At 56.1% G+C, this 24,634-nt stretch carries 20 protein-coding genes; 11 read left to right on the top strand and 9 right to left on the bottom strand.

Features of this window, described 5'->3' with window-relative positions; translation table 11 throughout:
• The first annotated feature begins 89 nt into the window (after positions 1-89).
• Complete coding sequence (gene fbp / locus MX657_RS02755) at positions 90-1,088, top strand: class 1 fructose-bisphosphatase (protein WP_346807215.1); 999 nt, start codon at positions 90-92, stop codon at positions 1,086-1,088.
• A 147-nt stretch (positions 1,089-1,235) separates the two neighbouring features.
• Entirely contained in the window at positions 1,236-1,592 is a 357-nt protein-coding gene (locus MX657_RS02750; protein WP_346807213.1) for a helix-turn-helix domain-containing protein, read from the top strand.
• On the opposite strand, the gene MX657_RS02745 is transcribed toward MX657_RS02750, so the two are convergent.
• From MX657_RS02745 to ytfQ, 5 genes are all read right to left on the bottom strand, one after another.
• Positions 1,564-3,135 (bottom strand): methyl-accepting chemotaxis protein, encoded by a 1,572-nt coding sequence (locus MX657_RS02745; protein WP_080328835.1) that lies wholly within the window; start codon positions 3,133-3,135, stop codon positions 1,564-1,566. The genes MX657_RS02750 and MX657_RS02745 overlap by 29 nt on opposite strands.
• Positions 3,136-3,228: 93 nt before the next feature.
• On the bottom strand, positions 3,229-4,230 hold the full coding sequence (gene yjfF / locus MX657_RS02740) for a galactofuranose ABC transporter, permease protein YjfF (RefSeq protein WP_080328834.1): 1,002 nt from the start codon (positions 4,228-4,230) through the stop codon (positions 3,229-3,231).
• Positions 4,217-5,242: a galactofuranose ABC transporter, ATP-binding protein YtfT gene (gene ytfT, locus MX657_RS02735; RefSeq protein WP_217479390.1), complete on the bottom strand. Its 1,026-nt coding sequence runs from the start codon at positions 5,240-5,242 to the stop codon at positions 4,217-4,219. Before ytfT ends, yjfF begins: the two co-directional genes overlap by 14 nt.
• Positions 5,243-5,252: 10 nt before the next feature.
• On the bottom strand, positions 5,253-6,755 hold the full coding sequence (gene ytfR / locus MX657_RS02730) for a galactofuranose ABC transporter, ATP-binding protein YtfR (RefSeq protein WP_217479389.1): 1,503 nt from the start codon (positions 6,753-6,755) through the stop codon (positions 5,253-5,255).
• A 106-nt stretch (positions 6,756-6,861) separates the two neighbouring features.
• On the bottom strand, positions 6,862-7,818 hold the full coding sequence (ytfQ, locus tag MX657_RS02725) for a galactofuranose ABC transporter substrate-binding protein YtfQ (protein ID WP_014882271.1): 957 nt from the start codon (positions 7,816-7,818) through the stop codon (positions 6,862-6,864).
• Positions 7,819-8,127: 309 nt separating this feature from the next.
• On the opposite strand from ytfQ, the gene ppa reads away from it, so the two are divergent.
• The 3 genes from ppa to MX657_RS02710 all read left to right on the top strand — a co-directional run bounded on the left by ppa (position 8,128) and on the right by MX657_RS02710 (position 9,932).
• Entirely contained in the window at positions 8,128-8,658 is a 531-nt protein-coding gene (ppa, locus tag MX657_RS02720; protein WP_008501423.1) for an inorganic diphosphatase, read from the top strand.
• A 222-nt stretch (positions 8,659-8,880) separates the two neighbouring features.
• Complete coding sequence (locus MX657_RS02715; protein ID WP_333017158.1) at positions 8,881-9,465, top strand: hypothetical protein; 585 nt, start codon at positions 8,881-8,883, stop codon at positions 9,463-9,465.
• Positions 9,462-9,932, top strand: a complete 471-nt coding sequence (locus tag MX657_RS02710) for a hypothetical protein (protein ID WP_333017157.1) — start codon at positions 9,462-9,464, stop codon at positions 9,930-9,932. Before MX657_RS02715 ends, MX657_RS02710 begins: the two co-directional genes overlap by 4 nt.
• A 315-nt stretch (positions 9,933-10,247) precedes the next feature.
• On the opposite strand, the gene MX657_RS02705 is transcribed toward MX657_RS02710, so the two are convergent.
• The 3 genes from MX657_RS02705 to tamA are packed head-to-tail and all read right to left on the bottom strand — an operon-like array spanning position 10,248 to position 16,101.
• Positions 10,248-10,592: a gamma-glutamylcyclotransferase family protein gene (locus tag MX657_RS02705; protein ID WP_008501424.1), complete on the bottom strand. Its 345-nt coding sequence runs from the start codon at positions 10,590-10,592 to the stop codon at positions 10,248-10,250.
• Positions 10,593-10,594: 2 nt separating this feature from the next.
• Positions 10,595-14,371 (bottom strand): autotransporter assembly complex protein TamB, encoded by a 3,777-nt coding sequence (gene tamB / locus MX657_RS02700; protein ID WP_346807210.1) that lies wholly within the window; start codon positions 14,369-14,371, stop codon positions 10,595-10,597.
• A complete protein-coding gene (gene tamA / locus MX657_RS02695) occupies positions 14,368-16,101 on the bottom strand; it encodes an autotransporter assembly complex protein TamA (protein WP_219366687.1) in 1,734 nt (577 codons plus the stop codon). The genes tamB and tamA overlap by 4 nt, the downstream gene beginning before the upstream one ends.
• 222 nt (positions 16,102-16,323) lie before the next feature.
• Here tamA and msrA point away from each other — a divergent pair, with 222 nt between their 5' ends.
• Positions 16,324-16,965 (top strand): peptide-methionine (S)-S-oxide reductase MsrA, encoded by a 642-nt coding sequence (gene msrA, locus MX657_RS02690; RefSeq protein ID WP_080328827.1) that lies wholly within the window; start codon positions 16,324-16,326, stop codon positions 16,963-16,965.
• Here msrA and MX657_RS02685 read toward each other — a convergent pair whose 3' ends face one another.
• On the bottom strand, positions 16,966-18,024 hold the full coding sequence (locus MX657_RS02685) for a LacI family DNA-binding transcriptional regulator (RefSeq protein WP_346807208.1): 1,059 nt from the start codon (positions 18,022-18,024) through the stop codon (positions 16,966-16,968).
• A gap of 193 nt (positions 18,025-18,217) precedes the next feature.
• On the opposite strand from MX657_RS02685, the gene MX657_RS02680 reads away from it, so the two are divergent.
• From MX657_RS02680 to MX657_RS02660, 5 genes are all read left to right on the top strand, one after another.
• A complete protein-coding gene (locus MX657_RS02680; protein ID WP_346807206.1) occupies positions 18,218-19,369 on the top strand; it encodes a Gfo/Idh/MocA family protein in 1,152 nt (383 codons plus the stop codon).
• A 15-nt stretch (positions 19,370-19,384) separates the two neighbouring features.
• Entirely contained in the window at positions 19,385-20,569 is a 1,185-nt protein-coding gene (locus MX657_RS02675) for a Gfo/Idh/MocA family protein (RefSeq protein WP_346807204.1), read from the top strand.
• Positions 20,566-21,633 (top strand): Gfo/Idh/MocA family protein, encoded by a 1,068-nt coding sequence (locus tag MX657_RS02670; protein WP_346807202.1) that lies wholly within the window; start codon positions 20,566-20,568, stop codon positions 21,631-21,633. The genes MX657_RS02675 and MX657_RS02670 overlap by 4 nt, the downstream gene beginning before the upstream one ends.
• A 12-nt stretch (positions 21,634-21,645) precedes the next feature.
• Positions 21,646-22,668: a Gfo/Idh/MocA family protein gene (locus MX657_RS02665; RefSeq protein WP_346807201.1), complete on the top strand. Its 1,023-nt coding sequence runs from the start codon at positions 21,646-21,648 to the stop codon at positions 22,666-22,668.
• Positions 22,669-22,747: 79 nt separating this feature from the next.
• The gene (locus tag MX657_RS02660; protein ID WP_119917007.1) at positions 22,748-24,295 is read left to right on the top strand and encodes an MFS transporter; all 1,548 of its coding nucleotides are present in this window, start codon (positions 22,748-22,750) and stop codon (positions 24,293-24,295) included.
• Positions 24,296-24,634: the final 339 nt, after the last annotated feature.

Here is a 24,634-nt window from a genome sequence, read left to right as displayed (position 1 = left end):
ACTATTTGAATATTTGTTAAGATTGTTGGGCTTTAGTCGTTTTAGTGAACATACAATCGCTCTACTCACAAAGATGCAGGGAAAGTGTTATGAAAACGTTAGGTGAATTTATTGTCGAAAAGCAGCACGAGTTCTCTCATGCTACGGGTGAACTCACTGCTTTGCTGTCGGCAATAAAGCTGGGCGCTAAGATCATCCACCGTGATATCAACAAGGCCGGTCTGGTCGATATCCTGGGTGCCAGCGGTGCCGAGAACGTTCAGGGCGAGGTTCAGCAGAAACTCGATCTGTTCGCAAATGAAAAACTGAAAGCTGCACTGCGCGCGCGCGACATCGTTGCGGGTATCGCCTCCGAAGAAGAAGATGAAATTGTTGTATTCGAAGGGTGTGAACACGCGAAATACGTCGTACTGATGGACCCGCTCGACGGCTCCTCCAACATCGACGTTAACGTTTCTGTCGGTACCATTTTCTCCATCTACCGCCGCGTTACGCCTGTCGGCACGCCGGTAACAGAAGAAGATTTCCTGCAGCCGGGCAGTAAACAGGTTGCGGCCGGTTACGTCGTCTATGGCTCCTCCACTATGCTGGTCTACACCACCGGATGCGGCGTTCACGCCTTTACCTACGATCCTTCACTGGGCGTCTTCTGCCTGTGCCAGGAACGTATGCGCTTCCCGGAGAAAGGCAGCACCTACTCCATCAACGAAGGCAACTACATCAAGTTCCCGAACGGCGTGAAGAAGTACATCAAATTCTGTCAGGAAGAAGATAAAGCAACCCAGCGTCCGTACACGTCCCGCTACATTGGTTCTCTGGTTGCTGATTTCCACCGTAACCTGCTGAAAGGCGGTATCTACCTCTACCCAAGCACCGCCAGCCACCCGGACGGGAAGCTGCGCCTGCTGTACGAATGCAACCCGATGGCGTTCCTCGCCGAACAGGCGGGCGGCAAGGCGAGCGACGGTAAACAGCGTATTCTGGACATCGTGCCGGAAAGCCTGCACCAGCGTCGTTCGTTCTTCGTCGGTAACAACCATATGGTTGAAGACGTTGAACGTTTTATCCGTGAGTACCCGGACGCGTAATACCTTCCCGGGGAGCCAGTCTGGCTCCCCAACACATTTATATATTTTACCGTATAAGTATTTATAAAAATCACGCTTTAATCTTCATCCCTGCTCCTGCATTATTTCCATAACAGTTTGACAATTATTTCCTGGGGCAGAATTGCAATGAAAAATTATTCACGTGCTAATACCGGCATTGATTTAAATCTTATTCCTGTATTTATTGAAGTCGTCCGCTGCGGCAGTATGGCAAAAGCCTCGTTGCGCCTGGAGATGTCCCGTCCTGCGGTGAGCCTGGCGTTGAAGCGCTTTAATCAACTGTTTGATGAACCGTTATTTTTCCGCAAAGGTTTATATCTTGAACCCACGGAAAAAGCGTTAGCGTTAACCAGCTCGCTGGAAATATTAATGGGTGATATTCACGATAATATTGCGACGATAAATTCCGCGAAAAATAAAGCCCCAGTACAGAATGTACCGGGGCTGGGAAATATTATGCCGCAGTCTGAGCCGTCACTTTGAATGATGACATGGCGTCCATCAGCTGGCGCGACTGCTCCTCAAGAGAGCGGGTCGCGGCGGAGGATTGCTGTACCAGCGCCGCATTCTGCTGCGCGGTTTCATCCATCTGGTTCACCGCAATATTCACCTGCTCAATGCCGCGGCTCTGCTCCTGAGACGCGGTGGCAATTTCGCGCATCAGTTTGGTCATGCGCAGCACTTCTGTTGCGATCTCATCCATCGTTTCGCCCGCCTGTTGGGCCAGCTCGCTGCCCTCGTTAACGTGGGTCTGCGAATCGCTGATAAGAGAGCGGATCTCTTTCGCCGCGTCGGCGCTGCGGCTGGCGAGGTTACGGACTTCACCGGCGACAACGGCAAACCCACGCCCCTGCTCGCCCGCGCGCGCCGCTTCCACGGAGGCGTTAAGCGCCAGAATGTTGGTCTGGAAGGCAATACCGTCGATCACGCTCAGGATATCGGCGATGCGCGCCGAGCTGCCGGAGATATCGCGCATTTTTTCAATCACGTAGCAGACCATTTCGCTGCCGTGATCGGCGGTGTCGGAAACGGACTTCGCCAGCTGGTGCGCCTGCTCGGCGTTGTCGGCGTTAAGCTTCACCGTGGCGGTGATCTGCTCCATGCTGGCGGCGGTCTGCTCCAGCGACGTGGCGGTGGATTCGGTGCGCTCGGCAAGATCCCGGTTCCCCGCCGTCAGCTCGCGACTGCCGGTATCAATTTGCGAGCTGGCATCGCGAACCCGCAGAACCGAGTTCATCAGCGACTGACGCATCTCCTCTATCGCCGCGTTGAGGCGGTTAAACTCCTGGCTCGCCGGGGCATTCAACGTATGGGTTAAGTCTCCTGCCGCCACATTCTCCAGCTGCGCAATGGAGGCCGACAGCGGCTTAAGCAGCATATGGCGCAGCACCAGCCAGGCGAGCACGATAATGCCCGCCGTCAGCAGCGCGGCGACGATAATCAGGATCAGCACGCGGGTTTTGCTCGCCTGCACGGCGCTCACTTCCGCCTGGCCTCGCGCTTCGCTCCATTTCTGAAACGCCTGCATGTCGTTATCGAACTGCTTCGCCAGCGGGATCAGCGTGTTTTCCAGCAGGTCGTAATAGCTGTCTGCGCTCTGGTCATTCAGGGTTTTCAGCATCGGGCCGATCCCCTGCTGGTTGTACGTCGCCAGGCTGGCCGCGACTTTATCGAGGAGCTGCTGCCCCTGCTCGTCAGCCACGCCGCTGTCAATCACGCCTTTCAACGTTTTCTGGGCCAGGGCGACTTCCTGATTGATGTTTTTTACCGCTTTGGCCGCATCGTCCAGCATGCCGATTTCCATCATGCGGACGGCCTGCCCCGCCTCATTGCGCGCGCGCAGGATCAGCGTATAGCCGGTATTCAGCTGCACCATCTGCTCACCCTGGAGGTGATTAATGCGCTGCAGTGAGGAAGAACTCTGTGTGAGGGCATAAATGCCGATGCCGCTGACAATCAGCAGCAGAAGGGTCATAACGGCCAGTAAAGAGAGCAAGCCGGTACGAATCGATAGCGTTTTAAGCATGATATTATTTCCGGTAGCGAGATATTTCTGGGCATAAAAAAAGAGTATCGGCCGCTACCGGAAAATGTTTAGAGTTTAAGCAATTTCAGCATGTTATGGCTCTGTTACCGATGTGTTCACACGGGTAACAGGTGAGCTTTGTCGGTTCTCCCAGAGCACCGTCAGGCCACGCTGCAGGGCGATAAATATAAACAGCAGGATGCCAATGGCGATCTTCGTCCACCATGAGCTGAGCGTGCCGTCGAAGTTGATGTAGGTTTGTATCAGCCCCTGGATCGCCACGCCGAAAAGTGTGCCCAGCACCGTCCCTACCCCACCGCTGAGCAACGTGCCGCCGATAACCACCGAGGCAATGGCATCCAGCTCCACGCCGACGCCCGCCAGGGCATAACCCGCCTGGGTATAAATTGAGAAGACAATACCCGCCAGCGTCGCCAGCCCCGTAGAGAGCATATAGATGCGGATGGTGGTGCTGCGGGTGGAAATCCCCATCAGGTTTGCCGACGTAGCGTTACCGCCTATGGCGTAAACCTGATTGCCGAACCGGGTGCGGTGGGCAAGGAAAATGCCAATCACCACCACACCCAGCATCAGTAGCCCCATCGCGCTTAAACGACCGCCGCCGGGGATCTTCCACGCCAGGCTGGAGAGCGTGTCGTAGACCGGGTGGTTGATCGGAATCGACTCCTCCGACACCAAATAGCTTACCCCGCGCAGGAAAAACATCCCGGCAAGCGTAATGATAAACGCCGGAATTTTCAGCGCGTCAATCAGCAGCCCCATAAAGGCACCAAACGCGCAGCCCATCACCAGCACCAGCGGAAACGCCACCAGCGGAGAGATGCCCCAGAAGCCGATCGCCTTCGCGAGGAATACCCCCGTGAACGCGATCACCGAGCCAACGGAGAGATCGATCCCGCCGGAGAGGATCACAAAGGTCATCCCGACGGCGATAATGCCCAGGAAGGCGTTATCCGTCAGAATGTTGCAGATCACGCGCGTCGAGGCAAAACCGGGGAACTGCGTCAGACAGTAGAGATACCCCAGCACAAACACGCCCAGCGTGATCATTAACGGTAAATTACGTTTTATCATGGCCACGGATCCCCTTAATGATGCTGACAAAGCGCGGCGACTGGACGATCAGCACGCAGAGCACGACCACCGCTTTCACCACCTGGTTGAGTTCCGGCTGGAACCCCGACAGCAGGATCCCGGTGTTCATGCCCTGAATAATCAGCGCGCCGATCACCGAGAGCAGCAGGTTAAAACGCCCGCCCATCAGCGACCCACCGCCAATAACCACCGCGAGGATCGCATCCAGCTCCAGCCAGAGTCCGGCGTTGTTGGCATCGGCCCCGCGAATATCCGCCGCGACGATGACCCCGGCAATGGCGGCGCATACGCCGCTCAGCACGTAGGTCAGCATCACCATCAATCGGGTATTGACCCCGGCGTTGCGCGCGGCGCGGATGTTGATCCCCACCGCCTCAATAAACATGCCGAGCGCCGTTTTGCGGGTGAAGAGCCAAAAGACAACGAGCGTGACCAGAGCAATAATCACCGGCGTCGGGAAGAACAGAAGGTTGCCGCTACCGAGCCACGCCAGGCTCGGGGAGTTGAAGGTGACAATCTGTCCGGAGGTAATCAACTGCGCCACCCCGCGCCCGGCCACCATCAAAATGAGGGTCGCGACGAAGGGCTGAATTTTCAGTACCGCCACCAGAATACCGTTCCATAGTCCGGCCAGCACGCCGGTGCCTAAGGCCGCCAGCAGTACCACCGGCAGGCTGTGCCCGGCGACGGTCATGGACGCTGCCGTCGCCCCGGCAATCGCCATCACCGCGCCGACGGAGAGATCAATCCCGCCGGTGGCGATCACCAGCGTCATCCCGATGGCCAGCAGCGCCACGGGCGCAGCACGGTTTAAAATATCAATCGGGCTGCCAAACAGGCGGCCATCCTGCACGATAATCTGGAAGAAATGCGGCGCGACAAGGCTGTCTACCAGCAGTACCACCAGCAGCGCCGCAATTTGCGGCGTGCCGGTTGGCCAGTTAAAGCGGCGCTTTGACTCACCGGTTTGCGAAAGCGAACGGGACATCACGATTCACTCCTTACGCCGCGATGGCATTCATGATTGCCGGAACGGACAGTTTATCCAGCGGGATCTCTGCCACCTGTTTGCGATCTCGCATGATGATGACGCGATCGGCATAGCCCACCAGCTCCTCCAGCTCGGATGAGATAACCAGCAGGGCCAGCCCGTCCGCACAGAGCGTTTCGATAAGCCGGATAATTTCGGCGTGCGCGCCCACGTCGATACCGCGCGTCGGCTCGTCGAGGATCAGGAACTGCGGTTTAGTCAGCAGCCAGCGGGAGAGCAGCACCTTCTGCTGGTTACCGCCGGAGAGAAACTCAATGGGCTGTTCCGCGCTCGGGGTGCGGATGCCGAGCTGGCGGATAAAGCGCTCGGCGATGGCGTTTTGCTCTTTACGGGGGATCGGGCGCAGCCAGCCGCGCTGCGCCTGAAGCGCCAGAATGATGTTTTCCCGCACCGAGGCGGCGGCAATAATGCCGTCCGTTTTCCGATCTTCCGGGCAGAAGCCGACGCCCAGACAGGAGGCCTGATGTGGCGATCGCAGGGTTTGCGGTTTGCCCTTGATCAGCGCGCTGCCGCTGTCGGCAGGCTTGATCCCGAAGATCACCTCGGCGGTTTCGGTCCGGCCCGAGCCCAGCAGGCCCGCCAGCCCGACAATTTCGCCGGGACGCACTTCCAGGTTAAACGGCGCGATAGTGCCTTTTTTGCCGTAATCGCTGAATGCGGCGACCGGTTTCTCGCTCAGCAGCGTGCGGCCCGCGCGCTGGAGCGCGTTGGTATCCAGCTCGCGGCCCAGCATCATTTTCACCAGCTCGATCTGCGGCAGCTCGCGGGTTTCGCGGCAGCCGACAAAGCTGCCGTTGCGCAGCACCGTGATGCGATCGCTCACCTCATACACCTGATCGAGGAAGTGCGTAACGAAGATCAGGCTGACTCCCTGATCGCGAAGCTGGCGCATCAGGGTAAAGAGCATCTCCACTTCCTGGGTATCGAGGCTGGCGGTGGGTTCGTCGAGGATCAACACCTTCGCAGAGAGATCGATCGCACGACAGATGGCGACGATCTGCTGCATCGCCACGGAAAAGCGGTTCAGCGGCTCGCGGACGTCGAGGGAGAAGCCGTACGATTCCATCAGCTTCGTGGCGCGCGCCTCCATCTCTTTGCGGCGCAGCAGGCCAAAGCGGCGTGGCTCACGGCCAATAAACAGGTTATCCGCCACCGACATGTTCGGCAGCAGGTTCACTTCCTGGTAAACCGTCCCGATCCCCAGCTGCTGGGCATGGGCGGTATTTTTTGGCGAAATGGCGTTGCCTTCCAGCCAGATGGTGCCGCGATCGGCGTGATAAACGCCGGTCAGCGATTTAATCAGCGTCGATTTTCCCGCGCCGTTCTCGCCCAGCAGCGCCATGATCTCACCGCGCCGCAGGCTGAAATCAACGCTATCCAGCGCTTTTACGCCGGGGAAGAATTTACTCAAGCCCTCTGTGCGGAGGATTTCCTGGTGTTGTTCAGTGGTCATGGTTTTCCCCCTGCATCAAGCCGGATGGCGCTACGCTTACCCGGCCTACAAAAGAGCGTATCGTAGGCCGGGTAAGCGCAGCGTCACCCGGCATGTTCAGACAAGCTTAGTAGCCCATATTTTTCTTCTTCTCTAACTCTTCTTTCGCGGTATCCGGCAGGTAGAGGGTGGATTTGGTGACCGTCACCTTCTCAGGCATCGTGCCGTCTTTCTTGAATTTCTCCAGCGCGTCGAATGCCGGACCGGCCATGTTCGGCGTCAGCTCGACGCTGGCGTTGGCTTCACCGTCGATCATCGCTTTGTAGATGTCTGGCACGCCGTCGATAGAACCGGTGAGGATATCTTTGCCCGGCTTCAGGCCCGCTTCTTTAATCGCCTGAATTGCCCCGATCACCATGTCATCGTTGTGTGCGTAAACCATGCAGATGTTCTTGCCGTTGTTTTCAGCCTTGATAAAGCTCTCCATGACTTCTTTACCTTTACTGCGGGTAAAGTCTCCGGACTGGGAGCGGATGATCTTGATGTTTGGCGCTTTGGCGATGGCTTCAGCAAAGCCTTTCTTACGGTCGATGGCCACGCTCGCCCCGACGGTGCCCTGCAGCTCAACGACGTTACACGGCTTGCCGTCGACCTGTTTCACCAGCCAGTCGCCAATCAATTGCCCTTCAAGCACGTTGTTGGCGGTGACGGTGGTCATATAGAGAGATTTGTCTTTTACGTCGATGGAACGATCGAGCAGGAACACCGGAATTTCAGCGTCTTTCGCTTCCTTCAGAACCGGCTCCCATCCCGTCGCCACGACCGGAGCGATAAAGATGGCATCCACGCCCTGGGCGATAAACGAGCGCACGGCTTTGATCTGGTTTTCCTGCTTTTGCTGACCATCGGCGATTTTCAGGGTGATGCCGCGTTTCTGAGCCTCGCTTTTCGCAACGTTGGTTTCTGCTGCACGCCAGCCGGATTCAGAGCCAACTTGCGAAAAACCTACGGTTAAGGGGGCGGCCATCGCCATAGACGACATGGCTGCCGAAACTGCTGTGACAAGAAGTAAGCGCTTCCACATATGAGCGTCCTCGTAGGGGTGTTTATTGTTGGTTAAAAGATGTTCTGCGAAATGACTATAGCCAATGAAATATGTAACGAATTGCGTTACATCACACTTCAGAAAAGTGAATAAAACGTTAATCACAAGTTTGTAATCGCTTTCATTTCACCATTAAAAATGCGGCTGAGTTTATGGATTTTCCTGTCATGGAATCGGTCTGAAAAGTGGCGCGTGCGCGGAGAGAATGCGAAAACAGGCGGAGACATTCAGCGTGAGTTGGCTATAATACCTGCCACTTGTTTACCATCCATTTTAAAGGACACCGACATGAGCTTACTCAACGTCCCAGCGGGTAAAGAACTGCCAGAAGACATCTACGTAGTTATCGAAATCCCGGCCAACGCAGATCCGATCAAATACGAAGTGGACAAAGAGAGCGGCGCCCTGTTCGTAGACCGTTTCATGTCTACCGCGATGTTCTATCCGTGCAACTACGGTTACATCAACCATACCCTGTCTCTGGACGGTGACCCGGTTGACGTGCTGGTCCCAACGCCATACCCACTGCAGCCAGGCGCTGTTATTCGCTGCCGTCCAGTTGGCGTCCTGAAGATGACCGACGAATCCGGTGAAGATGCGAAGCTGGTTGCGGTACCGCACACCAAGCTGAGCAAAGAATACGATCACATCAAAGATGTGAACGACCTGCCAGAGCTGCTGAAAGCGCAGATCACTCACTTCTTCGAGCACTACAAAGACCTCGAAAAAGGCAAGTGGGTTAAAGTTGACGGCTGGGACAACGCAGAAGCGGCGAAAGCAGAAATCATCGCCTCCTTCGAACGTGCTGCTAAGAAGTAATTCTTACTGCCGATCAATAAAGCCCCGCGAGTCGGGGCTTTATTATTTCCCTGGTTAAAAGCAATACAGACGATTTTTTTAAGAAAAATCTCATTCCATTTGAGTGAACGATTAAAAACAGAAAAGCCACCCTATCATTTATAGTGGGAGTGGTTGAATAGCCTGTCTGTTCACAACATACTGTCATTATGAACATTAATCCCCATTCATTTTAGGATTCATATGTCATCCATTAACATTGATGTTGCCCGCCCAACTGGAATTTATTTTATCATTGAAAGGCTTTATTCCCGCGATGGTCTAATGCCTTCAGTTGGGGAAATCAGCCCCTCTTTGACCCAAGTGCACCGTACTGTCATTCAGCTAAAACGCAAGCAAGATATGTTTATGGATGGCGTTAAGGTTTCCCCTAAAGATATTACCCTTTGGCAACAGATAAAATATATTACGGGTTCAAAAGTAACGACCAAAGATACAGATGCGTTAGTGTATACGACCGATTTTATTGGCTCCCTTGTTGCCACAACGCCTTTAGGTAATATTGAGCATGAAAATATTCCTCGGTTCCTTACGACAGAGTCTATCCACTCCCTGCCGCAAGCGGTGAGTTATGGGCGGGATCCCATCCCACAAGTTCTTCTTTATGGTCGTAAGGATATTGTCTTCTTTATGGACAATGGTGGTAAAGGTACGCCAACCGCTATTGCGAAATATAACCACAATACTCGTGACCTTGCCATCATCAAAGATCAGCTAGAAGCCAGTAAAACGATGAAGGAGCTGCTATCTAAGGGAGCAAAATTATGAGTAAGAAAAGGCATATTGTGAGTCTGCTCATCCTTATTATTGCCGCTTTTATCTTTGGCAGAAGTACGTATGCTGAATACCTGGCATGGTACTATGGAAGCGATAATTTAATATTCAGCGAAATAAATAGCTCCTTACTATCTGGTTTATTTAACGGGCTTTACTTCGCGCTATCAGCAAGTATTATTTATGCGTTACTCACTCTATTAAGAAGAATTCCGAGGAATATTGTCACTTCTTGTCTGCTTCAGTTCTGTATTAACATCGGGCTATATACGCTTTTTGTTGCAGTCGATAGAGGTTATAGTAAATTGCATACTTTAGGCTCGGGTGCTACTGATATCACCCACAGTTATTTTTTAGGAGCGTTGCTGACGAGCACACTCCTGACCGTCGCGATCGTGAGCGTTATACATGCTAAGTTTCTTTCTTCAAAGCATAAAAATGGGCTACATAAAGGCGTTTGACTGTTACGGCAAAGACAGCAAATGGCAGTATCTCTGCATCATGACATTCCAGCTTGCCTGGTTTTTGTTTTACTTATGGATCCCTTATCGAAGCGATTATGCGATTCTGCTGTTTTTACTGTTTTTCCTGCCCGTCATTTCAAGCAATACGCGGTGCATAAACTACTATGGGCGTTCACGCGCGCTGTGCTTGTTATGGCTTATTGCTCCCTACATCATGCTGTTCGTTCCCCTGTTTTTAACCCGGCACCGGGATGCAGAAGAGAGTTGAAAGCACAAAAAAACAACGCCACCTCACGGTGGCGTTGTCGTTTTTCAGTACTGGTCTCTGTCTAACCAGTTACCGCTTACAATCCGCGTTAACCCGTCGACCGGACGCTGGTAGACATACATCCACGCGCTTCCGTACGGCGTCTGGATCAACTGGCGAGCGTATTCACCGCCCCTGGTGCGCAAGGCATCAAGTTCGGCAAGTGTAGCATTATCAATACGATAAACTTCACCCTGTACTGTTCCTTCGCCGGGAACCGCGCCTGGATAGTGGCCCAGGCTGTACAACTGGTAGTTCTCGATATTGTAATTCCCCAGTAGCTGGGCATTGGTCATCCAGTGACTGTTGCCTTGCCTGGTTCGTAAACTGCCGTAGACAAATATTCGCATTGCTAAAACTCAAACTGATAGAGCAGATCAAGTGCCTGGTCTACGCCGGACACTGCTTCCAGATATAGCTTAGGCATCAGGCGATAGCGTAACGTGAGTGTTGCCAGTGAGTCAAAGATCCCCACACCATATTTTACCTGCAGACCCGGCAGCACATAACCGCTGACCACCACCTGCGAGGAGTCACCCACGCCCTGGGTGTCCAGCGCCAGATTGCTTACGCCGAACGTCTCGCCGATTTTACCCACAACCTGCCCACTTTGTGCAACCCCCAGACCGACTAACATCGACGTCATCGCCGCGCTGTCGCTCTGACCGCTGTCCAGACCTTGTCCGCGCAGCAGATAAGAGAGGGCTTCCTGCTGCGACATCGCCGGGTCAGAGAAGATCTCCGCCTTCGGTTCGTCGGCGGAACCGGTAACGCGAACGCCAGCAATGACGTCGTTTTCCGTCGCTTCCGGGTTACGAATCGCTTCGATGTTCAACAGCGGCTGATCCGGTGGACCGGAGAACAGCAGCTCGCCTTTACGGACAATCAGGTCCTGACCATAGGCATGGAAACGCCCTTCAGGAATATTGATCTGCCCGTTGAGGCCAAGCCCTTGTTTATCCTGCGCCACTTTCAGGTCGCCCGTGAGCCTCGCCTTCAGCCCAAACGCATCCAACCGCACGTTATTTCCCACGTGCACGATAAGGTTACTATTAATCGGTATGCCAGCGCTCTTCTCTTCGGCAGGTTTCAGATTTTCATTGAGCATAACTTCATCACTGGAGACGCCGACCGCGCTTTCCGGCACCTCGTGAACCACGATGCGCGCCCACGGCACGTCCACGCGGCCATCCAGGGTGAAGAGACTTGGCGTCGCCTCAAAGACCACATCAGGCGAGACGTCCAGGCGCACCATTGGCGGTACGGTGATGCGAACCTTACTGCCTTTCGCGGCAATACGGGCGCGCCAGTTGTCGAGCTGACTCCAGTCCGCGTCACCGCTCAGGTTGATTTGCCCCTGCTGGGTAAGCACCGAGCCGCTCAGCGTCGAGCTCATGCCGTTGAAGTTCATCGCAATCTGGCTGGGCTGCATATCGAATGGCATAAAGTTCCCGTCGATATCCACACCGCTGAGGCGCAGCTGGCCGAACAGCTGCGGGCTTTGCGCGTTGCCCGCCAGGCGCAGGTTGGCATTCACCATGCCCTCGGCTTTTTCCCCGCGCGCGAAAATCGGGTTGACCATTGCCAGGTTGAAGTTGCGGATATTGACGTTGCCGCCCAGATTGCGCCGCCCCTGCGGATCGGTAATCTGTATCTGCCCGTCCATCTGGCCGTTATTGGTCAGACGGATAAGCCACCCCAGCTCCGCACGGTTGTTATGCAGGTCTGCACTCACATTCAGGGTGTCGAAGGCCACCGGCAGCGGCGCGTCGTTGACTTCCTGCGTCACCTTCACGTTGCGCCCGGAAAGCGTGACGCTGCCCTGCGGCAGCCCCTCTTTGGTGGTGTCCCAGGCGACATCGGCTTTTCCGCTGAAGACGCCGCTGGCCTGCGTGGTATCCGGCATAAACGGCTTCAGCATCGCCAGATCGAAGCGGTTGAGGTTGATCTGCGCGCGCCCTTGCGCGCCCGCATCAATGGTCTGCGGTACGCACAGCTCCGCATTCGGGTTGGTCCAGCAGTGTGGCCCGATGCTGATCTTCTGCTCGGCGTTGCGGTAGTCCAGCGCAATGGAGCGCGACAGCGCCAGCGGGCCCACCGGGGTATTGAAACGCGTGTTGTCCAGCGTCCCTTTCCAGCGTTCTTCCTTGCGGTCGAAGCTGCCGGTCAGGTGCAGCTGGCCGGAGACGGGCTCGCCCTGCACGCGCAGCTGGAGATCGTGCTGCTTCTCGTTCCCCCTGGCGTCCAGAGTGACCAGGCTAATGTTCACGTCCGGCTGGGAAATGCGCTCCACGCGCAGGTTCAGGTTACCGCCGATCTGATCGGTGGATTTCACATCCCCTTCCACGCGGACGCGGGCGACGCTCAGCTCCTGCCAGCGCAGATTGTTGGCGGTGATATCTGCCAGCAGCTGCGGCGCGTCTACGGTGCCGCGCACTTTCACGAGTCCTTTCGCCGTGCCGCCCAGACCCGGCAGGGCGTTATCCAGATTCGGCGCGTCGATGGTGGCGTCAAGATTGAGATCTTTCACCCCCAGCTCGCCTTTGATATCCGCCGTGTTGCTGCCCAGCGCCACGTGCAATCCCGGGATTATCCACTGCAGGTAGCTGTTGCCCTTCACCGAACCTTCAACGTTCACCTTGTTCTGCTTCACGTTCCCGGTGAGCTTGATTTCCGGCACGTCCATCTGCCACGTGCCGCCGTAGAGGCTGCCGCGGGTTTTGATGAGGCCATCCAGCTTCGACGGCCAGTCCGGCACCTCTTTGGCGGTGTTAATCCCCGTCAGCTTCAGCTCGCCGCGCCAGCTGATCGCCTGCTGCCAGTCGAGCAGCGCGGTCAGTTCCGTTTTCCCTTCCAGCGCCGCGACGGTCAGCTTGTCGAGGTTAACCTGCTGTTCGTTGCCTTTTGCATCCAGCGTGATGGTGGCGGGCGGCACGCCCTGCCCCTTCACCGCGGTGCGGAACGAGAGCGTGTAGTCGGTCATCTTGCCGCTCAGCTTCAGCTTCAGATCGTCGGCCTGATACTGTTTTTCGCCGGTGAACGGCCAGTAAAGCTGCTTGCTGACAACCTCCAGATTGAGCGGCAGCCCGGCTTCCGCCAGCTGGATTTGCGCGCGCAGGGCCATGTCTACCGGGCCGGAGAGATTCACCCCGATATCCAGCTTCTCACGCAGCGCCCCGCCCACTTTAACCTTCACTTTTTCGCCCTTGAGCGGGTCGATGTTGAGTGCGCTATTGAGGGTGATATCCACCGGCCAGTTATCACGCAGCAGCGCATTCCCTGACGCATTCACCGAGCCCTGGTTGGTGTCGATATCGAGCGCGTCGAGCTTCATGTTGCCGTCAATGCTGCTGACTTTCAGCAGCATATTGAAGACCGTCAGATCGGTATCGCCGGTCAGGCGCAGCTGCTCGCCTTTGAACTCCTCAATGTTGAGGTTCAGCGGCAGATGAACGTCGGTCATTTCAGGCAGGACAGGCTTCGAGAAGAGATCTTTCAGCGTTTCGCCCAGCGGCTTCTCTTCCGGCTGCGGGTTCTGGATTTTTGGCTCGACGATCTCTTCCTGCGCCACGTCCGCCACTTTCGGCAGCGCGATCAGTAAGCCCTGCAGCGAGGTTGGCGTCAGGGTGAGGTTTTTCTCCTGCCAGCGCAGGCCAGAGGTGAAATCCATCACCGAAACGGTGGTGTCGTCGATTTTGATATTGACGTTATCGAGCGCCACCCGATAGAGCGCAATCGGGTACGGCGTGGAGAGATTCAGCGGGCCGCTGTCCTCTTCCTCAACCGGCGCAGACTTCGGCATTTTCTTTGAATCTATCGCCACGTTGACGTCTTTTAGCGACAGATCGTTAACGCAGAGCTTGCTATCCCGCAGACAGCCCAGCTTCACCGCGAGATGAAACTCCCCGGCGTTGACCGCCACGCCCGGCTGCTCATAGCGGATGTTCTTCAGACGCAGGTCGCGCCAGCCGCCCGTCACCTGGCCAATTTCCAGCCCCGGCACCCAGCGGTTCGCGGCGTTAAACAACAGATGCAGCCCGGTTGTCGTTCCCACCAGAAACGCCACCGTACCGAGCAGCAGCACGATAAAAATCAGCACCCCGAGGCTTATTTTCTTCCATAAACTCATAATTCAGGCCCCAGACCGATGTAAAACTGTAATCCGTGTTCGTCTTTGTCGCCGACCGGCACGGCGAAGTCGAGCTTGATGGGCCCGACGGGTGACTGCCAGCGTACACCCACGCCGGCGCCGGTTTTGAAATCACTGCGGCGGATATCATTTACCGCTTCACCGCCGTCCACAAACATGGCCCCCCACCACTTGCCGCTGACGTTGTACTGATACTCCAGCGAGCCGGTCGCCAGTTTTGATGCCCCGGTCAGTTGGCCTTTTTCGTTTTCAGGTGAGATCGATTTGTACTTATACCCGCGAATGCTGCGGTCACCCCCGGCAAAGAAGCGCAGGTCCGGCGGCACGCGTTCGAAATCGCCCGTTTCAATCCAGCCCAGGTTGCCGCGCATCACAAAGCGGTGTTTGTCGTACAGCGTGCGGATCCAGACGTTCTGCGCCTGCACGACGGAGAAATCGACGTCAGAGCCCCAGGCAGAGTTGGAGTAATCAATGGAGTAGCGCTGCGAGTCGCCCCAGGTCGGCATCAGGCCGCCGCGGGAGCGGGTGCGGCTGATCATCACCCCGGGATAGAGCAGCATGGTGGTGTTGGTGACGTTGGCCTGGGTAAAGTGGTCCAGGCTCCAGCGCAGGTTAATCGCGCGCTGCCAGCCGCTGGAGAGCTCCCAGTAGCGGGAGACGGCAAACGTCGTCGTATCCTGCTCGGTATCGTTCAAATCGGTGCGCTTAAAGCCGCCCTGCAGAAGGTAATACTGCTCAAGCGGATTTTTCAGCAGCGGCATTTTGTAGCTAAAATCCAGCTGTTGCTCGGGCGCAGAGAGGCTCAGGCTGGTAGTCAGGCTGTGGCCGTAGGAGTTCATCCACGGTTTTTTCCACGAGGTTTTCACGCGTGGTCCTACATCCGTCGAATAGCCCACACCGGTCTCAATGGTGTTCTCGGTGCGCGGCGACACAACGCCATGCAGCGGCAACACCTTGGTTTTGCGAGACTTATCAAATTCCGGCGCGACAACCACGGAGTTAAACCAGCCGGTAGCAGAAAGACGACGGTTCAGCTCCGCCAGATCGCTCGACTGGTAGTAATCGCCTTTTTTGAACGGCACGAGGTTTTGCAGATACTCTTCACGAATTTGCGAGCCTTCAAACGTTACATCGCCAAAGCGGTAGCGCTCACCGCTGTCGTAGTCAATATCCCAGAAGGCCTGACGTCGATCCAGCGCGATGCCCAGCTGGCTTTTGTTGAACTGGCTGTCGAAGTAGCCCTTGCGCAGGGAGACGCTCGTCAGCTCTTTTTTGAAGTGGTCGTAGTCACCGTGGTTGAGCACGGTGCCGATTTTCGGCCGCGTGCTGAGCAGGTCCAGGTAGTCGCGGTCAGTACGCGCGCCGCCTCGCAGGATGACGTTCGTGCCGCCAATCAGCACCGGCTCGCCCGGCGAAACGCGGGCAATAAGCACCTGACGCCCCTTCTTTGGCGGCGGACGGAGATCGAAATCAATGGTGGGTTCGTAATACCCCAGCGCTTTTAGCCCTTCACGGATCGCGTCATCCACGCGCGCACGAAAACGCCGGTCCGGCGTCACCTCATCGCTCTGGATGGTCGACAGCTGCGCACGCACGTTTTTTTCCAGCGTCCCGGATAACCCCTCAACCTGCAAACGGACATTCGCCGCGCTGGCAACCCCGCTTGTCAGCAACACACTGACTAAACATAACTGGCGGATTTTTGTCACGTTTTCTCCTGAATATCCCTTTTCCACCCTGGAAGCAAATGTATGCCGCGGTGCGGCAAAATACGGCCTGGAAGCCAAAAACCCAAATCGTGGGTTGAAAACGGGTGTAACACCCAAATATTTCTTATGATTAAATCTAGTCTCATTCAGCGCATTTATTGTGTTCAATTAAACGCTTCGTGACAACCTTAACCGAAACATCGCACCCCGGGAGGCCCCATCGTGAGTTTATTCGACAAAAAGCATCTGGTTTCACAAGCTGATGCATTACCGGGACGCAACACCCCTATGCCTGTGGCGACCTTACACGCCGTCAATAACCATTCAATGACCAACGTTCCTGATGGAATGGAAATCGCCCTGTTTGCCATGGGCTGCTTCTGGGGCGTGGAGCGCCTCTTCTGGCAGCTGCCCGGCGTTTACAGCACCGCGGCCGGCTACACGGGCGGTTACACGCCGAATCCAACCTACCGCGAAGTCTGCTCCGGCGAAACCGGTCATGCGGAAGCGGTCCGCGTGGTTTACGACCCTGCGGTCATTAGCTACGAACAGCTCCTGCAGGTATTCTGGGAAAACCACGACCCGGCGCAGGGCATGCGTCAGGGCAACGACCACGGCACGCAGTACCGCTCGGCGATTTATCCGCTCACGCCTGAGCAGGATGCCGCCGCCCGCGCCAGCCTTGAGCGTTTCCAGCAGGCCATGCGAGAGGCGGGCGATACGCGCGACGTGACGACAGAAATCGCCACCGCAAAACCGTTCTACTACGCCGAGGACGACCACCAGCAGTACCTGCATAAAAACCCGTACGGCTACTGCGGGATCGGGGGCATCGGCGTCTGCCTGCCGCCACAGCTGGCCTGATTACCGCTCCAGCGCCACGCGAGCCGCGTGGCGCGTCGCATTGCTGACCGAGCCGTAATCCATCACCTTTCCCTGTAGCAGCAGGTTAAAGACCGGCGCCTGCGGTCGGTTGAGCCGCGTTTGCAGCAGATGTACGGCTTCAATCCCCAGCTCGCGGCAGGGCACCGTCACGCCCGTGACCGGTTTTTCCAGACGGTGCGCCAGGTTCCATGCAAAATCGGTCGTAACGAGCGAAATGTCTTCCGGAATGCGTAGCCCGTGACGCGTCAACGCCCTGAGCACCCCTTCCACCATGCTGGTACTGTTCGGGAAAATCACCTCCGGCCACTGGGTTCTGTCATGACTCATCAGCCACGCGTCCAGCGCCCGTTCGGCCTCCTCAGCGGTAAACCACTCAGTCACCAGCAAATCATGCTGGGGATCAAAAGCCACGTGAAAATGGCGGTACGCCTCTTTGATGCCGTCCAGACGCGCATACAGCGTTTCTCGTCGCAGGCAGGTGAGCGTTAATACCCGCCGGTGCCCCTGCTCAAAAAGGTACTGCATGGCGGTGAAGCCAATCGCCCGGTGATCGGGCGAGACGGCATCCAGCATCCGATCCCGGTCAACGGAATTAATTAATACGCAGGGTTTATTCAGCGTGCTGGCAAGTTTAAATATGGTGGAATCATCAGTCCCAATAATAATTATCGCGTTAATATTCTTCTGGCTTGCCTTTTCCATAAAGACTTTCACATCGGCGTGCTGCTCTTCTAAACCACAACAGGTCACCCACACGTTATGTCGCGCGCAGGCTTCAGCAATGCCTTTCGTCACTTCCAGATAAAAAATATCCCCGCGGCCCTGAAAGGTTCTTTCTGGCGCAAAAACAGCGATTCCGTTAATTAATAGTCTGCCGCTCGCCATGGACTCCAGCACGCCTAATTCTCTGGCGGTGCGAACGATCGCCTCCCGGGCTTTATCGCTGGTATACGATTTGCCGCTTAATACCCGCGACACGGTACTGACGGAATAGCCCGTCAGGGCCGCAATTTCCTCCATTTTTAACCTGCCAGGCATAGTGTGACCTCGCTCTCATTCAGTTTTTGCAAATATTTGCAGAAACAGTCTGTTGATTTTAAAACTAAATTTCAGAAAGCCTGGAGATTACTTAATCACCTTGCGAGTATTCTCACAAAAACACATTGTCGCTGCGGCTCACCTTTCCTATTTTCCGGTCATCACTTCTTTTCAACTGAAATTAAGGTGTGACATGGAGAAGGTACGTTTTGGCATTATTGGAATAGGTAATATCGGTACGGTCCACGCGCGCTATTTACTGGCGGGTACCGTCAGCGACGCCTGCCTGGCGGCGGTTTGCGATAATGCCGTCGAAAAGCACCCGGCCATTCGCCAGCTGGTCGGCACCCTCCCGTTATTCAGCGACGCACAGGAGATGCTCCAGAGCGGGCTTATCGACGCGGTGATTGTTGCCACGCCGCACTACGAGCATCCGCGCCTGTCGATGCTGGCGATGCGTAACGGCATCCATACCCTGTGTGAAAAACCGGCGGGCGTGTATACGGCGCAGGTGCAGGAGATGAACGCCTGCGCCCGGGAGTGCGGCGTGGTGTTCGGCATCATGTATAACCAGCGCCCGAATCCGCTCTACCAGAAGGTGAAAGATCTTATCGACAGCGGCGAGCTGGGTGAGATCCGACGCTCTAACTGGATCATCACTAACTGGTATCGCTCGCAGAGCTACTACAACTCCGGCGGCTGGCGCGCCACCTGGAAAGGCGAAGGCGGCGGCGTGCTGCTCAACCAGGATCCGCATCAGCTCGATCTCTGGCAGTGGCTGGTGGGGATGCCGGTCCGCCTGCGCGCGTTCTGCCAGTTCGGCAAGCATCGCGATATCGAAGTGGAGGACGAGGTCACCGCCTACGCGGAATACGCCAACGGCGCGACCGGCGTGTTTATCACCACCGTGGCGGAAACGCCGGGCACTAACCGGCTGGAAATCGTCGGCGACTGCGGCAAGGTGGTCGTCGAAGAGGGCAAGCTGCGCTACTGGCGGCTGCGCGAGTCCGAAACCGCCTTCAACGCCCGCTGGCAAAACGGCTTTGGTGAACCCGAATGCTGGGAGGTGACGATCCCCGTCGCCCCGGAATGCAGCGAACACCATGTCATTACCGCCAACTTTGCTGCCGCCATCCTGCGCGGCGAGCCGCTGATTGCGCCGGGTCTGGAAGGGATCCGCGGGCTGACGCTCTCCAACGCCATGCACCTCTCGACCTGGACAGACGACTGGGTCGATCTGCCGCTCAACGAGAAACAGTATCTGCGCCTGCTTCAACAGCGTATCAGCACCTCAGTGGCTAAAGAGACCGCCAGCGTCACGCTGGACGCCTCAGGCTCCTGGTAACTTCGGAGATAAACGATGTTAAATGTCGCCATTGTGGGAACAGGGAATATCTCGCATAACCATATTCAGGGCTATTTGCAGTTTGGCCAGCGCTGCAGGATCGTCGCGCTGGTGGATATTTACCCGGAAAAAGCCCACGAGAAAAAAGGGCGCTACGGACTGACGGACGCCCGCGTGTATGCAAGCCACCAGCAGATGCTGGCGTCTGAGCCGAATATCGACATTGTCGACGTCTGCACGCCGCCCTACGTTCACGCGGAAATCAGCATTGATGCGCTGCACGCCGGGTGTCATGTGCTGTGCGAAAAGCCGATGGCCGCCTCGCTGGAGGAGTGCGACGCGATGATCGCCGCGCAACAGGCCAGCGGCAAGACCCTCTCCATCATTGCCCAGAACCGCTTTACCGATGCCTTCTGGCGCTTAAAAGCCGCGCTGGACTCGGGGCTCGCAGGCAAGGTTTGCCACGCGCAGGTGGATTCGCTCTGGTGGCGCGGGCACTGCTACTACGACCTGTGGTGGCGCGGCACCTGGGAAAAAGAGGGGGGTGGCTGCACGCTTAACCACGCGGTACACCATATCGACGCCATGCAGTGGATGCTCGGCTTCCCGTCCGAGGTGGTGGCGATGATGACCAACGTGGCGCACGACAACGCCGAAGTGGAAGACCTGAGCGCCGCAATCTTCAAATACCCCAGCGGCGCACTCGCGCAGCTTACCGCCTCGGTGGTACACCACGGGGAAGATCAGAAAATCATCATTCAGGGTGAAAAAGCCCGTATCTCCGCCCCGTGGCAGGCCTTTTCCAGCGTGAGTGCCGATAACGGCTTCCCGCAGGAAACTAACGATCTTGAGCGAGAAGCGCAGCTTAACGCCGTTTTTCAGGAGACGCCGAAGCTCAAGTGGACGCTGCACACCGGGCAGATTAATGACCTGATGTATGCCATCGAGCACGGCACGGCGCCGCTAGTGGATGGGTTGCAGGGCAAACGCTCGCTGGAGCTGATCGCCGCGATTTATAAATCCGCCATTACCCGCACAGTGGTCGCGCTGCCGATTCAGCGCGACGACCCGTTTTACCGTACCGGCGGGATCAACGCCCTCGCCCCCCGTTTTTATGAGAAATCCGCAAGCGTCGCCAACTTCAGCGAAGTGGGCGCTATCCCTCTGGGCAAAGATCTGGATCGAGGAGTGTCAGCATGAACAAGAATGACGGAATGAACTACGCCCCGGTGGGCAAACCCCAGCCGGTGGTTCGCGAGGGGGAATTTGTGTTTGCCGCCGCCGCGCTCGATCACGGCCATATCTACGGCATGAGTAACGGCCTGATTGAAGCCGGGGCCACGCTGAAGTGGGTGTACGACCCCGACCCGGCGAAAGTGGATAAATTCCTTCAGCAGTATCCGCAGGCCAAAGCGGCGGACTCGCTGGATGCGATCCTTAACGACGACGAGGTGCGTCTGGTGGCGGGAGCCGCCATCCCGTCCGAGCGCTGCGCGCTGGGGCTGAAAGCGATGGCCGCAGGCAAGGATTACTTCACGGATAAAGCGCCGCTCACCACCCTTGAACAGCTGGCGGACGCCAAAGCGATGGTGGAAAAAACCGGGAAGAAATACGCGGTGTACTACAGCGAACGCCTGCACGTGGAGAGCGCGGTCTTTGCCGGGCAGCTGGTGCAACAGGGCGCGATTGGCCGCGTGGTGCAAACCCTGGGAACCGGCCCGCACCGGGAAGGTACCGGTCGCCCGGACTGGTTCTACGATCGTCGCTACTTCGGCGGCATCCTGTGCGATATCGGCAGCCACCAGATTGAGCAGTTTCTGTTTTATACCGGCAACGATGAGGCCTGCGTGATGGCCAGCCAGGCGCGAAATTTCAGACATCCGCAATACCCGGCCTTCGAAGATTTCGGTGACGCGATGCTGAAGGGAGAAAACGGCGCCAGCGGCTATTTCCGCTGCGACTGGTTCACCCCGGACGGACTCTCAACCTGGGGCGATGGCCGCCTGACGCTGCTCGGTACCGAAGGCTATATCGAAATCCGTAAATATGTCGATCTCACCCGCGGCGAGCAGGACGTGGTTTACATGGTCAATAAAGAGGGGGAGTTCCGTTACCCGGTCGCCGGACAGGTCGGGTTCCCGTTCTTTGGCGAGCTGATCCTCGACTGCCTGAATCGTACCGAAAACGCCATGACGCAGGCTCACGCCTTTAAGGCGGCGGAACTCTGCGTGAAGGCGCAGATGCTGGCCAACGCGACGGCATAACGGGAGGTAACCATGACGATCCTGAACACTGCGGTTATCGGCGCCGGAGCCATTCACGGCTGCCATGTGAACGCTTTACGCCAGATCCCCAACGTTGCGCTGCGCGCGCTGGTAGACATCGACAGCGTCAAAGGACTGACGCTGGCGATGGCCTATCAGTGCCGCTTTTATCAGGATTACCGGGAAATGCTGCTGGATGATGCCATCGACGTAGTCCATATCTGCACGCCGCATTTTGAACATAAAAGCATGATCCTGGCGGCGCTCGCCGCCGGGAAGCATGTGTTCTGCGAAAAACCAGTGGGGATGAACAGCAGCGAGCTCGGTGATATCGCCCGCGCCGCTGAGCAGGCTCCGGGCCTGCTTGGCGTGTGCTACCAGAACCGGCTCAACCCCACCAGCCTTCGCATCCGGCAGGCGCTGAGCGATGACGAGCTGGGGAAGATGCTTAGCCTGAAAGCGGTGCTGACGTGGTCACGCTCCGGCGCGTACTACACCGAAAGCCCGTGGCGTGGGCGACTGGCAACGGAGGGCGGCAGCCTGCTGATCAACCAGGCGATCCACACCCTCGACCTGATGCAGTGGTTCGCCGGCGGCGTGACGCGTCTGAAAGGTGTGGTGGACAGCGGAGAGCTGGCAGACGTGACCGAAGGGGAAGACAGCGCGATGGCGACGCTGCACTTTGCCAACGGTGCGCGCGGCCTGTTTTACGCCAGTAATTGCAATACCACGGATTCCCCTCTCTGGTTGGAGATCCACTGCGAACGGGGCTCGCTGCTGTTGAATGACAACGTGCTTTGGCGCATCACCCCCGGAGAGCGTCGCAGGCTGGTAAGCGATGACTCCCCTGACGGCTCAGTTAAAAGCTACTGGGGGCTGGGACATCAACAGGCGATCCGCCGTTTTTATCATGCCATTACTCACCCGGGAGAAACGGATTACACCGATATCCATGCTGCCGGAAAATCACTCACCCTTGTGGAGGCCATTTATCGCTCATCTCAATTAAGACAATGGATAGATATCAATAATTAGAACGTAATGTGTCGTCCAGCAGTAAATAAAAATACGACCTGAAAAACAGGTTAATCATTACCCTACACTGGATATTATTATGGTCAAACCAACTGAACGTAGAGTTGGTTATGGCGTAGCGCTTGGCTACGGCGTAACCGATCTGTTTGGCGGAGGCGCTTTCGCCATTATCGGCACCTGGCTGCTATTTTTTTACACCACCTATTGCGGGCTCTCGGTTATTGAAGCAGGTTCAATATTTGCGATTGCCCGCGTCATTGATGCACTCTTAAGCCCGATTATGGGTTATATCACCGATAATTTCGGCGATACCTGGCTTGGCCGTAAATTTGGTCGTCGCCGCTTCTTTTTATTACTCAGCTCCCCATTAATGTTTTTGTATGCCCTGCTGTGGCTGACGGATATGGGCTACTGGTATTACCTGGGCACCTATCTCTCGATTGAACTGCTGTCGGCGATGGTGCTGGTTCCGTGGGAGACGCTGGCGGCGGAAATGACAAACCGCTATGAAGAGCGTAGCCGCCTCTCCGGCGTGCGCATGATCTGCTCCCAGTTGGGTGGTTTTCTGGCGGTGTCCGTCCCCGGCGTGATCATGCAGTTCACGGGCAAAGACAATCCATTCACCTATACCCTCACCGGGCTGATATTTTCCTGCGTATTCTGCATTGCGGTGTTTATTACCTGGTACACCACCTGGGAAGCCAAAGATGTTCCGCAGGAGTCCGATTTTAAAATAGATACCCAGCGCAGCGGCGGGCTACTTAATCACCTGAAATATCTGGTTCTGGATCTCTTTTCTTCATTCCGTATTCGCGCGTTCCGCCTGCATATTATTATTTATATCTTTTCGTTTACGGCGATGGACGTATTCGGCTCGGTGTTTACCTATTACGTTGTCTATTGCCTGAGTCAGGATGCAGCCGCGGTTTCCGGCTGGCTGAGCATCGCCGCCTTCGCCTCGGTGCCCGGCACCTACGGGTTTATGCTGCTGCTGAACCGGCTGAATGTTACTCCCTCCGCTGCACTGCGCTTCTCCTACGGCTGTATTTTCTGCGTGCTGGTATTCCTGTTTACGGTCTACCTCACCAAAACGCAGGTACCGACGCTGCTGTTCTCGGCGGTCTTTATTCTGCTGGGGGCCGCCCGCTCCGGCCTTTACTATATTCCGTGGAATATCTACAGCTTCATTCCCGATATCGACGAAATAGTGACGCAGCAGCGCCGCGAGGGGATTTTTGCCGGCGTGATGGTTCTGACCCGCAAAAGCACCGTGGCAATTGCCATCATGATTATCGGCCTGGTACTGCAGGAGTCCGGCTTCGTGAAGGGCAGCGGCGCACAGCCAGAAAGCGCGCTGGGAGCGATTATCGGCCTGATGATTTTCGCAACGGCCGCCCTGCTGGCGGTGAGTTTCTTCACGACCTATAAGTTTAAGCTCACCCGCGAGACGCATAAGCAACTGCTCAAGGAGATTGCCCGCCGGAAATTGGGCGGAGATTACCGCGACTGCGACGCCAATACTCGCGTGATCATCAAGCAGCTTACGGGATACGAGTATGACCAGGTGTGGGGAGGCGATGCCACACGACAAACGGTGGGAAGCGCCGGTTTATCTCCTGCGAAATAGCCACATGCACCGGACAGCGTCCTGCTGTCCGGTCTGTTTTTATGCCAAAATATGACCTCTGGCAGGTTTACACACCTTTACGCTATATCCAAAAGAGATTCTTAATCGATCGTTTTTCCGCCAATACAGGGTTAGTGTAAAATTCAGTACTGAGATCTGAGTACACGGCATTTTGTCGGCGGGGTAGAAGCTGATCAGATGAACGAGATTATAAATTAGGCGGAAAAAAACAGACTTTGCTTTTTCCTGAGTAAAAGATTACTTAAGATTTTTTCCAAAAATCGTGAGGCCTGGGATTTGCTTATTTTGTGTTCTAAAGACCAGTAACCTAATCTCTTT

The organism is Enterobacter chuandaensis, from assembly GCF_039718975.1.
Classification (GTDB): Bacteria; Pseudomonadota; Gammaproteobacteria; order Enterobacterales; family Enterobacteriaceae; genus Enterobacter; species Enterobacter chuandaensis.
The sequence above is the reverse complement of the archived record's forward strand: the minus strand, read 5'-3'. Positions and strand labels throughout refer to the sequence as shown.